11 protein-coding genes are annotated in these 11,949 nt (G+C 64.0%); 1 reads left to right on the forward strand and 10 read right to left on the reverse strand.

Annotated features, from left to right (window positions below):
• Window positions 1-8 precede the first annotated feature (8 nt).
• The 4 genes from RSO67_RS21490 to pcaF form a co-directional block, all read right to left on the reverse strand.
• A complete protein-coding gene (locus RSO67_RS21490) occupies window positions 9-1,073 on the reverse strand; it encodes an aminoglycoside phosphotransferase (protein ID WP_315840494.1) in 1,065 nt (354 codons plus the stop codon).
• Between the two features lie 487 nt (window positions 1,074-1,560).
• Window positions 1,561-2,142 (reverse strand): protocatechuate 3,4-dioxygenase subunit alpha, encoded by a 582-nt coding sequence (gene pcaG / locus RSO67_RS21495; RefSeq protein WP_315840495.1) that lies wholly within the window; start codon window positions 2,140-2,142, stop codon window positions 1,561-1,563.
• On the reverse strand, window positions 2,142-2,843 hold the full coding sequence (gene pcaH, locus RSO67_RS21500; RefSeq protein WP_068732948.1) for a protocatechuate 3,4-dioxygenase subunit beta: 702 nt from the start codon (window positions 2,841-2,843) through the stop codon (window positions 2,142-2,144). The genes pcaG and pcaH overlap by 1 nt, the downstream gene beginning before the upstream one ends.
• 58 nt (window positions 2,844-2,901) lie before the next feature.
• A complete protein-coding gene (gene pcaF, locus RSO67_RS21505) occupies window positions 2,902-4,110 on the reverse strand; it encodes a 3-oxoadipyl-CoA thiolase (protein WP_315840496.1) in 1,209 nt (402 codons plus the stop codon).
• Window positions 4,111-4,363: 253 nt separating this feature from the next.
• Between pcaF and mutS the strand changes: the two genes are divergently transcribed.
• Window positions 4,364-7,087, forward strand: a complete 2,724-nt coding sequence (mutS, locus tag RSO67_RS21510; RefSeq protein ID WP_315844325.1) for a DNA mismatch repair protein MutS — start codon at window positions 4,364-4,366, stop codon at window positions 7,085-7,087.
• Here mutS and RSO67_RS21515 read toward each other — a convergent pair whose 3' ends face one another.
• The 6 genes from RSO67_RS21515 to RSO67_RS21540 form a co-directional block, all read right to left on the reverse strand.
• Window positions 7,088-7,600, reverse strand: coding sequence for a hypothetical protein (locus RSO67_RS21515; protein WP_315840497.1), 513 nt, complete (start codon window positions 7,598-7,600; stop codon window positions 7,088-7,090).
• A gap of 76 nt (window positions 7,601-7,676) precedes the next feature.
• Window positions 7,677-8,474 (reverse strand): hypothetical protein, encoded by a 798-nt coding sequence (locus RSO67_RS21520; protein WP_315840498.1) that lies wholly within the window; start codon window positions 8,472-8,474, stop codon window positions 7,677-7,679.
• Window positions 8,475-8,533: 59 nt separating this feature from the next.
• On the reverse strand, window positions 8,534-9,043 hold the full coding sequence (locus tag RSO67_RS21525; protein ID WP_315840499.1) for an OsmC family protein: 510 nt from the start codon (window positions 9,041-9,043) through the stop codon (window positions 8,534-8,536).
• A gap of 57 nt (window positions 9,044-9,100) precedes the next feature.
• Entirely contained in the window at window positions 9,101-9,880 is a 780-nt protein-coding gene (locus tag RSO67_RS21530; RefSeq protein ID WP_315840500.1) for an ABC transporter ATP-binding protein, read from the reverse strand.
• Window positions 9,880-10,728, reverse strand: coding sequence for an ABC transporter permease (locus tag RSO67_RS21535; protein ID WP_315840501.1), 849 nt, complete (start codon window positions 10,726-10,728; stop codon window positions 9,880-9,882). The genes RSO67_RS21530 and RSO67_RS21535 overlap by 1 nt, the downstream gene beginning before the upstream one ends.
• 96 nt (window positions 10,729-10,824) lie before the next feature.
• A complete protein-coding gene (locus RSO67_RS21540) occupies window positions 10,825-11,799 on the reverse strand; it encodes an aliphatic sulfonate ABC transporter substrate-binding protein (RefSeq protein ID WP_120288308.1) in 975 nt (324 codons plus the stop codon).
• Window positions 11,800-11,949: the final 150 nt, after the last annotated feature.

An 11,949-nucleotide genomic window follows, 5' to 3' on the forward strand; every position in this document is an offset into this window, starting at 1 on the left:
GCCAGTTCTCAGTCGAGCAGCTCGCGGCAATCGAGATCGTCGACCGCCAGCATGATACGTTCAAGGTTGTTCCACCAGATCACCGGCGGGATGTTATTGGCCTCCTGCCATGCCGGGGTGGTGATCTGCCACAACACGGACAGGCGGTAGTCGTCATTCAGCGCTTGCCGGTCGTAGTCGCGCACGCCCCGCGCCACCAGTTCGGCGTGGTAGTGGTCGAGCAAAGGTCGCTCAAAGCGCCGCCGCATGTCGGGATACCAGTGCATCGCCATCATATAGGCGAGATCGTCCGATGCCGTGTCGACGCGCCAGCTATCCCAATCGAATTGCAGCGCTTCATGGCCGTTCTCATCTTTCGGCAGAAAGATGTTCCAGACATGGGAGTCGCCCTGGACGATCGTCATGTTGGAGTGGGAGCGGTGGCGCGCCTGCAGGCGCGGCGCCGCGTCGAGCAGCCGTGCGTAGAGCTCGCGCCGTTCGGGTGACAGGCGATCGCCCTGGCGCTCGGTGAATTTTTCCAACTGGCGCGTGAGCGTCTGCACCTGCTGATCCAGCTCGGTGGACTCCTGCCATGTTCCGATTGTGACGCCGAGGCGCGCATCATTCCACCACGCCGCATGAAAGCGTGCCCGAGACCGAACGATCTGCTCGCATTGTGCGAATGTCGGTGGCTGCGGCCAGGTGGTGGCGACAAAGTGAGACTCAGTGAGGTCTTCGAGCAGCAAATGCCACGCCTTGGTGCCGGCATCGCTGACCGCCTCGTAGCAACGCGGCACAAGATGCTCGGACATGGCCGAACCAACGGTGTTGTAGAATGCAACTTCGTTGCGGCCGGCATGCCAGAACGTCGCCGCGCGTTCGGGGACGACGGTCTTGAGAATGATGGAGCCCGGTGCATCGGTGTCGCCGCCATCGTAGCTCAGGCGCAGCCGGTCGATCCTGGACAGCACCGTGTTGAACGAGCGCTCCACGATGACATCGCGGACGCGACCGTTGCCGAGCACGCCGGACTTGCGAAGCGCGGCGGTGAGATGTCCGGCATCCGCCACTGGTAGCGGTGAGATTGCTGTCATGGTGGTACACGTCCCGCAGATGAGGAAGCGTCGGCGCCGCCATGTTACACGCCGAGGCACAATTTTCGAGCCTCGGCTTTTTGGCAGTATTTCTGGCGCGATTGTTGTCCTTTTACGCTCTGTGCACGGCGGGGCGCATCATGAGGCATTGAGGCGGAACGGATGCGGCACCTGCGGGCGCAAGCGGCAAAGCCGGGTGCGGAAGAGCATCCGGCAGTGATGGAATAGTTCCTTTTAACCTCGCCCCGCTCTTTGCGGGGAGAGGTCGCCGCGTCTCCGCGGCGGGTGAGGGGCATGGTACGGCGTCCACCTCATGCGTGGATTTTCGGATCGGAATTTCCTCAGAGAGATGCTGAGATCTCGGGGAGGGAGAGTGGGACTTGGCAGTCCGCGCGCGGCGCGGCTGCGTGTCCGGCCCCTCACCCGGAGCCGTCGCTGCGCGCCGGCTCCGACCTCTCCCCGCAAAGGGCGGGGAGAGGTTAAAAACTCACACGTCGAAGAACACCGTCTCGTTGGCGCCTTGCAGGTGGATATCAAACCGATACACGCCAGGCGCCGTCTTCTTCGCGATGATCGTCGCGCGGCGGTCGGCCGGGACGAGGTTCATCACCGCATCATCAGCCGTCGCGGCTTCGTCCTCGAAATAGATACGCGTCATCGACTGCATGGTCATGCCGCGGCCAAACACGGCCATCACGATATGCGGCGCCTGCGGCTTGCCGTCATGGCCGGGCACGCTGCCGGGTTTGACGGTGTCGAACGAATATTCGCCGGCATCGGTGGTGCCGGAGCGGCCGAAACCCTTGAAGCTCGAATTCGGCAGCCCGCGGGTGTCCTGCGGATCGGCGAAGCGGCCCTGCGCGTCGGCCTGCCAGATTTCCAGCACGGCGTCGGGCACCACCTTGCCGTCGCCGTCATAGATCACGCCTTCGATGCGGATCTTGTCGCCGGTGACGTCGGGCGTTAGCAGGTTGCTGGTGAAGGCGTCGTTCCAGGCGTATTTGCCGTTCGGCGTCAGGCCGTAGGCATAGAACGGACCGACGGTCTGCGACGGGGTAATTCCGGGCATCAGTGATTCTCCGTCGGGGTCGCGTTGCGGCCGCGCAAAACGATGTTGAAGCGGTAGGCCAGCGCCCAGCCGGGCTCGGTGACGTCGAGGTCGAAATCCGACACCATGCGCAGGCGTGCCTTTTCGTCAGTGACCGAGTTGAAGATCGGATCGAACGGGAACAAGGGATCGTTCGGGAAATACATCTGCGTCACGAGGCGCGAGACGAAGGAATGGCCGAACACCGAGAAGTGGATGTGCGCAGGGCGCCAGGCATTATGGTGATTGCCCCACGGATAGGCGCCGGGCTTGATGGTGACGAACTTGTAGTTGCCCGCGGCGTCGGTGACGGTGCGGCCGGCGCCGGTGAAATTCGGATCGAGCGGCGCGGGATGCTGGTCCCAGACATGCACATAGCGGCCGCAGGCATTGGCCTGCCACAGTTCGACCAGCGTGTTCGGCACGCCGCGGCCGTCCTCGTCCATCACGGTGCCGTGGACGATGATGCGTTCGCCGAGCGGCTCGCCGGCATGCATGGTGGTAAGGTCATGATCGCCGGGGCGCACGGTCTCGTGGCCATAGACCGGTCCTGTCGTTTCCGACAGCGTGTGCGGCATCAGGATGCGCTGCTTCTGCGGGGCACGCTTGATGGTGCTCTTGTAGCCGGGTGAGAGGCGCGGCGCGTGCGCCGCATTGCTCTCGACGGGATAGATTAGCGTCATGCTGGTTTCCCCTTTGGCCGCCGCGGATCCCGCGGCGGCTTGCTTGTGGACTTAAGTTTTAGTTCAGCTTCTCGATCGCCATGGCGACGCCCTGACCGACGCCGACGCACATGGTTGCCAGCGCGAGCTTGCCGCCGCGCTTCTCCATGCCGTGCACCGCCGTCATCGCGAGGCGGGCGCCGCTCATGCCGAGCGGATGGCCGAGCGCGATCGCGCCGCCATGCGGATTGACGAAGTCAGCGTCTTCCTTGACGCCGAGCTGGCGCAGTACGGCGATGCCCTGCGAGGCGAAGGCCTCGTTGAGTTCGATCAGGTCGAAATCGCTGATCTTCAGACCAAGGCGTTCCATCAGCTTCTTGGTCGCCGGCACCGGGCCAATGCCCATGATGCGCGGCGCGACGCCGCCCGAGGCGAGGCCGAGAATACGGGCGCGGGCCTTGAGGCCGTGCTTCTCCACCGCGGCGCCCGAAGCAAGGATCATGGCGCAGGCACCATCATTGACGCCCGAGGCGTTGCCGGCGGTGACCGTGCCGTCCTTGCGCACGATCGGGCGCAGCTTGGCGAGGCCTTCCAGCGTGGTCTCGGGGCGCGGATGCTCGTCCTTGTCGACGGCGATCGGGCCGGCCTTGCCGCCGGGCACCATCACCGGGATGATTTCTTCGGCGAAGTAACCCGCTGCAATGGCCTTGCCGGCGTTCTGCTGCGAGCGGATGGCGAAGGCGTCCTGGTCGGCGCGGGAGATCTGGAAATCCTGCGCGACGTTTTCGCCGGTCTCCGGCATGGCGTCGACGCCGTATTTTTCCTTCATCAGCGGGTTGATGAAGCGCCAGCCGATGGTGGTGTCGAAGATTTCCGCCGAGCGCGAAAACGCTTCGGTGGCTTTGCCCTGCACGAACGGCGCCCGGGTCATGGATTCGACGCCGCCGGCAATGGCAAAATCGATTTCACCGGCGCGGATGGCGCGGGCGCCGGCGCCAACGGCATCGAGACCGGAGGCGCAAAGGCGGTTCAGCGTGGCGCCGGGAACGGAATCGGGGAGACCGGCCAGCAGCGCCGCCATGCGGGCGACGTTGCGGTTGTCTTCACCGGCCTGGTTGGCGCAGCCGAAATAGACTTCCTCGACGGCAGCCCAATCCACGCCGGGATTGCGGTCCATCAGGGCTTTAATGGGGGCGGCGGCGAGGTCGTCGGCGCGAACTTTGGCAAGGGAGCCGCCGAAACGGCCGATGGGGGTGCGGACGGCGTCGCAAATGAAGACATCGCTCATCAATTCTCTCCCTGGAGACTGCATCCGCGCTCGATTGCCGGATTTTCGCGGTGGTTTTAAGAACCCCCGCTCACCCGGTCAAATGCCGCTGCTGGGTGGCAGCGTTGTCCGCGGGAATTCAGGAATTCCCTTGAGAACTGCGGATATGAAATCGTAGTTGACTTGTCAACTGCCTCGCCGCGGTGGGGAAAACTATGGTTTGCGACAGCCGCGGGTGGGATCGGCGGAGCAAAATTTGCTAGCGTCCGCCGCCATGACGATCCAGCAGCCCATTACCGCCCCAGAACCCGCTCCCCGTGTGGAAGACACCGCAAAAGTGTCTCCGATGATGGAACAGTATCTTGAGATCAAGGCCGCCAATCCTGGCCTGTTGCTGTTTTACCGGATGGGCGATTTCTACGAGATCTTCTTCGAGGATGCGGAGGTCGCCTCGCGCGCCCTGGGGATCGTGCTGACCAAGCGCGGCAAGCATCAGGGCATGGATATCCCGATGTGCGGCGTGCCTGTGGTCCGCGCCGATGATTATCTGCACCGCCTGATCTCGCTCGGCATCCGTGTCGCCGTCTGCGAACAGATGGAGGATCCGGCCGAGGCGAAGAAGCGCGGCGGCAAGAGCGTGGTCCGCCGCGACGTCGTCCGCGTGGTGACGCCGGGTACGCTGACGGAAGAAAACCTGCTCGATGCCCGCGCCAACAATTATCTACTGGCGATTGCGCGCAGCAAGGGCTCGGCTGGTGCCGACCGTATCGGTCTTGCCTGGATAGATATTTCCACCGCGGAATTCATCGTCACCGAATGTGCGACGGGCGAACTCGGCGCGACGTTGGCGCGGATCAATCCCAATGAGGTGCTGGTTACGGACGCGCTCTACAGCGATCCTGATCTCAGCCAGTTGCTGCGCGAATTGCCGGCGGTAACGTCGCTGACCCGTGACGTGTTCGATGGTGCCACCGCCGAACGCCGGCTGTGCGATTACTTTGCCGTCGCCACCATGGATGGCCTCAGCGTCATGTCGCGGCTGGAAGCGACCGCTGCGGCGGCGTGTGTCACCTATGTCGAGCGCACCCAGGTTGGCAAACGTGTGCCGCTGTCGCCGCCGACCCACGAAGCGGTCGGCACCACCATGGCGATCGATCCGGCGACGCGCGCCAATCTCGAACTGACGCGAACGCTATCAGGCGAGCGCAAGGGCTCGCTGCTGGATGCGATCGACTGCACCGTGACGGCCGCCGGCTCGCGCCTGCTGGCGCAGCGTCTTGCCGCGCCGCTGACCGATGAAGCGGCCATCGGCCGCCGGCTCGATGCGGTCACGAGTTTCGTATCCGACAGCGGGCTGCGCGACGATCTGCGCTCGGCCCTGAAGTCTGCGCCTGATATGTCGCGCGCACTGGCGCGGCTTTCGGTCGGCCGCGGCGGTCCGCGCGATCTCGCCTGTCTGCGTGATGGTGTGCTTGCCGCAGATCAGGTGCTGGCGCGTCTCGGCGCCATCGACAATCTGCCAGCGGATATCACCGCCGCGATGACCGGCCTGCGCCGGCCATCGCGCGAACTCGCCGCGACCTTTGCGCGGGCGCTGGCCGACGATCTTCCACTGCTGAAGCGCGACGGCGGCTTCGTGCGCGAAGGCTTCGAGCCGGTGCTCGACGAAACCCGCAATCTGCGCGACGCCTCGCGGCTCGTGGTGGCGTCGATGCAGGCGCGCTACGCCGATGACACGGGCGTCAAGGCGCTGAAGATCCGGCATAACAACGTGCTCGGCTATTTCGTCGAGGTCACCGCGCAGCATGGCGACAAGCTCATGCAGCCGCCGCTGAATGCGATCTTCATCCATCGTCAGACGCTGGCCGGGCAGGTGCGCTTCACCACGTCCGAACTGGGCGAGATCGAAGCCAAGATCGCCAATGCCGGCGACCGCGCGCTTGGGCTCGAACTCGAAATCTTCGAACGGCTGTCGGCGATGGTCGCCGAGGCCTCGGAAGATCTGCGCGCTGCCGCCCATGCCTTCGCGCTGCTGGATGTGGCGACGGCACTGGCGAAGCTGGCGGTCGATGACAATTATATCCGCCCGGACGTCGATAACTCGCTGCTGTTCGCCATCGAGGGGGGCCGGCATCCGGTGGTCGAACAGGCGCTGCGCCGCGACGGCCAGCCGTTCATCGCCAATGCCAGTGATCTGTCGCCGGGGCCGGGGCAGAAGTCCGGGCAGATCTGGTTGATCACCGGCCCGAACATGGCGGGTAAGTCGACCTTCCTGCGCCAGAATGCGCTGATCGCACTGCTGGCGCAGATCGGCAGTTTCGTGCCGGCATCGCGCGCCCGCATCGGCATTGTCGACAGGCTGTTCTCGCGCGTCGGCGCTGCTGATGATCTCGCGCGCGGTCGTTCGACCTTCATGGTCGAGATGGTGGAGACGGCGGTCATCCTCAATCAGGCCACCGAGCGCGCGCTGGTGATCCTCGACGAAATCGGTCGTGGCACCGCGACCTTCGACGGTCTGTCGATCGCCTGGGCGGCGATCGAGCATTTGCACGAGAGCAATCGCTGCCGCGCTTTGTTCGCGACGCATTATCACGAGCTCACCGCGCTGTCGGCGAAACTGCCGCGGCTGTTCAATGCCACGGTGCGGGTCAAGGAATGGCACGGCGACGTCGTGTTCCTGCACGAGGTGCTGCCGGGTTCGGCGGATCGCTCCTATGGCATTCAGGTGGCCAAACTCGCCGGCCTGCCGCCCGCGGTGATCGCGCGCGCGAAGTCGGTGCTGGCCAAGCTGGAAGCGCAGGATCGCGGTCAAAGCGCCAAGGCATTAATGGACGATTTGCCGCTGTTCGCGATCACAGCGCGTGCACCGGTCGAGGCGGCCCCTCCGTCGGAGGCGGAATTGCTGATGGAGGCCGTGAAGGCGCTGCATCCCGACGAAATGTCGCCGCGCGAGGCGCTGGATGCGCTCTATGCGCTGAAGGCGAAACTGCCGAAGTAGTTATCGGCGGAAGTCGAGGCGGCCGTTGGTCCAGCGGCCGTCGATGCGGTTGGTGTCAACGATCAGTCCCGCCCATGGGCGCACGATCTCGGGTGCGGTGAGATTGATGTATTTGCCGGCCAGGTTGCGCGCGCCGTCGCGACGGGCGTCGATCAGGCCAATGCGACGGCCATCGTCCCAGGTGAACAGCAGATAGATCCGGTCATCCGTCATTCTCAGTTGGGCGGCGCCGTGCTTCCATTTGTCGTTGGCGTCGCCGGGAATGGTCGGATCGGCGCCACCGTTCCAGCGGCTGAACCAGTCGCCGTCGAGATCGGCGGCGGCCGATTGATTCCCGTCGTGCCAGCGGTGTGCATTATCATCATCGGCTGAACCGGTGAGGTCGACGCTTGCCGCGAACGCAGTCGCATCCAGATCGTTGGGCGAAGGCGGGTCTATGACTTGAAAGGGATTGCGGACCCCGTCTCGTCTGCCGCCCAAAATCCGGTGCACGGCCTCGATGTCGAAGCTCATCATCGCACTCCGTTCGTTCATATGAACAGACTTGTGCAGCAATGAGTCGATTGCCACCCGCTTTCCGACCCGCTTGCTAGACCGCGCGGATCTTCCTGCGTCCCAGCGTCCACAACCCGAGATTCCATACCACGCAGGTGGCGAGCGCCATGCTCAGCGCGATCACCGAGCCGAAGCGTAGTGCCGTGAGGTGCATGACCGCGACGGCGATGCCGAAGCCCATGAGGCCCCAGCCGCCATTGGCGATCACCGCGGCGGTGGGCGGGCCGCCGATCCGCGGATGCAGAATCAGCATCAGGCTGGTGAACACCACGGGATAGAGCGCGAGGATGCCGCTGCCGGTAGGGCCGATGGTCGAGGACAGCGTCACCACCGTGGCGACCAGTGTCGCGACGAGTGCGGCGCGTAGCGGGATGTCGTACCAGCGTCTTGTGATGAGCGGCATCTTCGCATGGCGAAACCGCGCCATCAGCGGCAGGCAGATGCCGAAGGCCACGACATTGGCGGCGATACCGCCAAGCAAAGTCCATTCGAATTGCCGCACCAGGAGGGCGAGGGTGAACCACACCAGCACGGCGGCGCCGAGGCTGACGATCACGTTGTAGCGTTGTGCCAGCAGCACGTAAGTCAGCCCGAGAAACATCGTCGCGCCATTGATCGGCAGGCTGGCCAGCGCGCCCTGCGCGATGAAGGCGGCGTCGTGATCGAGCGCGAGAAAAACGTAGGAAGGTCCTGCCGAGATCGGCAGCGTCGCTACCAATGCGCCGATCACCGGGCCGGATCGTTCGGTAATGATGGAGGCGGTGATCACAAAGGCGGCGGTGATCGCCATGCGCAGAGTGAGCGTCAGGAGGAAGGCAAGTTCGGGGGACATGGCAGCCTGACGAGAGGAGGTGCTTGGCCTCCTCTTTCTTGGTGGATCGTCCGGCCTGCTTACACTCTGTTGAGGGACACCGAAACCTTCGGGCCATGTTTGATGGTCTGGTAGACCACGCAATAACGCTCGGTCAGCTTCAGCAGCAGATCGAGCTTGTCCTGCGGCGCGTCGGTGTCGACGTCGAAGCGCAGGCGGATTTCGGCGAAGCCGACCGGGGCTTCCTTGTCGACGCCGAGCGTGCCGCGGAAATCGAGATCGCCCTCGGCTGTCACATTGCCGGACTTCAAGGGAATTTCGACCGCGGTGGCCACTGATTTCAGTGTGACGCCGGCGCAGGCCACCAATGCTTCCAACAGCATGTCGCCCGAACACAGTTCAAGTCCGGAGCCGCCAGTTGCAGGGTGCAGACCGGCAGCGGCGATTTGCCGGCCTGTCTCGACCTTGCAGGCGATGCCGTCACTGTCGATCGAGCCCTTGGCTTTGAGCGTGATGAAGGCAGCCTTTGGATCGGTCTTGTAGAGCTCTTTGATGGGGGCCTGGGTGGCGCGAAGCGCGGTGGCGTCCATGATATCTCTCCCTGAGATTTTGTTAGTTGCAGCTTTTATTAGCTCGCGGTGCTGTTGTCACCACCACGCGCCGACGGTCTCGGCGGGCGCGCTATCGGGCACGTCGCGATCCAGCGATCGATCCAGTGCGTTGAGCACGCGGCGCTTCACGGCGTCGAACAGCGGTGAGGCACGGTCGCGGGGACGGGCGAGGCCGACATCGATCTCGGCGAACAGCCGGCCGGGCCGCGGACGCATCACCAGCACGCGATCGGCCAGCACGACAGCTTCGTCGACGTCATGGGTGACAAGGATCAGCGTCGGCCGTGTATCGGCCCAGAGATCGAGGAGATGATCCTGCAGATCGCGGCGCGTGAAGGCGTCGAGCGCTGAGAACGGTTCGTCGAGCAGGAGTACTTCCGGCTGCGGCACCAATGCACGGGCAATGGCGACGCGCTGCGCCTGACCGCCGGACAATTCGCGCGGCCATGCCTTGGCTTTATCGGACAGGCCGACGCGCGCCAGGGCCTGCGCGACTTTCTCGCGCCGTGTGGCGACGGGAAGGTCGGACAGGCCGAAGCCGATATTGTCGGCGACGCTCAGCCACGGCAGCAGCCGCGGCTCCTGGAAGATGATGCCGATTTTCTCGTGCGGCGCGCGGATATCGATATTGTCGATGCGGATGCTGCCGGTCGAGGCACGGTCGAGACCGGCGACGGCGCGCAGCAGCGTCGATTTTCCGCAGCCGGAGCCGCCGATGATGGCAACGATCTCGCCCTGCGGGATTTGCGCGGTGAAGCGCTCGATCGCATGGACGCCGTTGGGATAGGTCTTGCCGACCTTGTCTAGGGCGAGCATCAGCTCTCTCCGCCCGGACGGAACGCATCCTGCCAGCGCAGCAGTGGCGTCGTGATCAATTCGATCAGCCAGTCGGTGGTCTTGCCGAGCAATGCGAAGATGGTGATCGCGGCGAGGATCTGCGCCGGCTTGCCAAGCTGCTGGCCGTCGATCAGGAGATAGCCGAGCCCTTCGGAAGCGCCCATGAATTCGGCGGCGACGACGAACATCCAGCCGAGCCCGAGGCCGACGCGGAGTGCAACAACATAGGCCGGCAGCACTGCGGGCAGCAGGATGCGGCGGATCATGGCGGGGCCGGAGAGGCGGAAGGTGCGGCCGACCTCGACGATCTTGCGATCGACCGAGAGGATCGCGCCCATCACGCCGAGATAAACGGGAAAGAACACGCCCACGGCAATCAACGCGACCTTCGAGGTTTCGAAAATGCCGAGCCACAGGATGAACAGCGGCACCCAGGCGATCGATGGAATGGCGCGCAGCGCCTGAACGGTGGGATCGAGCAACCGTCGTGCGATGCCCCAATAGCCGGAGATCGCGCCGAGCAGCGTTCCGGCGACGACGCCAAGCCCGAAGCCGGCGGCAACGCGCGACAGCGTCGTAGTGATATGGCGCCAGAGTTCGCCGCTTCGGGCGAGCTCCATGATGGTGGCAAAGACGCGCGATGGCGGCGGCACGAGTCGGCCATTCGACCAGCCGGACCAAACTGCTAGCTCCCATGCCAGCGCGAGTGTCAGCGGCAGTACGATGCCCAGCGCCGGCCGCGCGAAACGCTGCCAGCGCCTGTTGGATGCGGATTTTTCATTGATCTCCGCGACGTCGGATGCGGTCGTGTCGAGCGTCATGGCCATAGCTGAAGCGCGTCTCGATTTGGTTTGCAAGGTGGTCAAAAGCTTCACCCTCCCTTTGCAGGGAGGGTGAAGGATGGCTTCGCAGGTGCGAGAGGCTTAGCTCTTCGGCAGTGGAACTTGATCGTCGATCAAAGCGTCGACCGTTGCCTTCACATCAACTTTGGCGTCGATCACACCGGCCTGCTGCAATGCCAAGCCTGCGGCGAGGATGGACTCGCGCTGCGGTGCGCCGATGCGGCTGTGGGTCAGCTCGGTGCGTTCCTTGAGCTGCTTGTCGACGACGGCGTCGGGCAGCTTGGTGACGCCGATAAAGGCCTTCTTCAGCTCGGGATAATTCTCCAGCGAATATTTGCGGGCGTCCTCATAGACGGCGAGCACACGGCGGGCGGCATCCGGATAATCTTTCAGGAATTGCTCGCGCACATTGAGGATGCCCCAGGTGTTGGCGTCGGGCTTGCGGAAGAACAGCTTGGCGCCGTCCTCAACCTCGGCCTGCGCCATCATCGGATCGAGTCCGGCCCATGCATCGACGTCGCCGCGGATCAGCGCGGCCTTGCCGTCGGCATGCTGCAGCAGAACTGGCGTGATGTCCTTGTCGGTCAGGCCGGCGCCGAGCAAAGCGCGGACCAGGAAAATGTGGGGATCGGTGCCGCGGGTCACCGCGACCCGCTTGCCCTTGAGATCGGCGACGGAGGCGATCTTGGAGTCCTTGCCGGTGACCAGCGCCGTCCATTCCGGACGCGAATAGACATAGACCGACTTGATCGGGTTGCCGTTGATTTTTGCCACCAGCGCGGCGGAGCCCGCGGTCGAGCCGAAATCGATGGACCCCGCATTGAGGAATTCGAGCGCCTTGTTGGAGCCGGCCGACTGTACCCAGGTGATCTTCACGCCGTCCTTGGCGAATTCCTTCTCCAGCAGGCCATTCTGCTTGAGGATGATGGAGACCGGATTGTAGGTCGCCCAATCGAGCCGGATTTCCTTGAGCGGCTCGGCGGCGAAGGTAGCTCCGGGCAGCAGTGCAGCCGCAGCAATCAGACCGGCGACAGCGCGCCGTGACATCGTGAACATTCTGGTCTCTCCCTGATGGACTGTCGAAACGTGAGGTTCGAAGGCGACTTACATCCTGCGGGCGTCATGGCACCATGCCGGGGTCGCTCTGTGTGCGAAAACGTGCTTTAATTTCAATTAGTTATGGTGTTTCGTCAACGAGAAGATATG

Origin of the sequence: Tardiphaga sp. 709 (assembly GCF_032401055.1) — a bacterium.
Taxonomy (GTDB): Bacteria; Pseudomonadota; Alphaproteobacteria; order Rhizobiales; family Xanthobacteraceae; genus Tardiphaga.